Origin of the sequence: Pantoea sp. SIMBA_079 (assembly GCF_046940275.1) — a bacterium.
Classification (GTDB): Bacteria; Pseudomonadota; Gammaproteobacteria; order Enterobacterales; family Enterobacteriaceae; genus Pantoea; species Pantoea borealis.
Genome location: NZ_JAWRYR010000044.1, coordinates 1 through 535, shown reverse-complemented (window position 1 = coordinate 535; position 535 = coordinate 1). Strand labels below are relative to the sequence as shown.

At 58.7% G+C, this 535-nt stretch carries 1 protein-coding gene and 1 pseudogene; both read left to right on the top strand.

Annotated elements, in window-relative coordinates:
- Window positions 1-73, top strand: a pseudogene (locus tag SB719_RS19000) (ethanolamine utilization acetate kinase EutQ); the annotation flags it as partial.
- The coding region (gene eutT, locus SB719_RS18995) for an ethanolamine utilization cob(I)yrinic acid a,c-diamide adenosyltransferase EutT (RefSeq protein WP_412159583.1) at window positions 70-535 on the top strand (466 nt) is incomplete at its 3' end. The pseudogene SB719_RS19000 and the gene eutT, both read left to right, overlap by 4 nt.

Sequence of the window (535 nt, the reverse complement as noted above, 5' to 3'; positions counted from 1 at the left end):
CATCGAATTTGGTACGACATCCAGCGTGAAATTCCTGTATGTCGCCTGGCCGGCTAACTGGCAATCCCTATGAAAGATTTCATCACCGATGCATGGCTAAGAGCGAACCATACGCTCAGCGAAGGCGCAGAGATCCATCTCCCTGCGGACAGTCGCCTGACGCCCTCTGCCCGGGAGTTGCTGGAAAGCCGCCATCTGCGCATCAAGTTTATTGACGAGCAGGGCCGCCTGTTTGTTGACGATGAACAGCAGCAGCCGCAGCCCGTTCATGGGCTGACCAGTAGCGATGAACATCCGCAGGCGTGCTGCGAACTGTGCCGCCAGCCGGTGGCAAAAAAGCCGGATACGCTGACTCACCTGTCGGCGGAAAAAATGGTCGCCAAAAGCGATCCGCGTCTGGGTTTTCGCGCGGTTCTCGACAGCACCATTGCGCTGGCAGTGTGGCTGCAAATTGAACTGGCGGAACCGTGGCAGCCGTGGCTGGCGGATATCCGTTCGCGTCTTGGCAACATTATGCGCGCCGATGCGCTGGGGG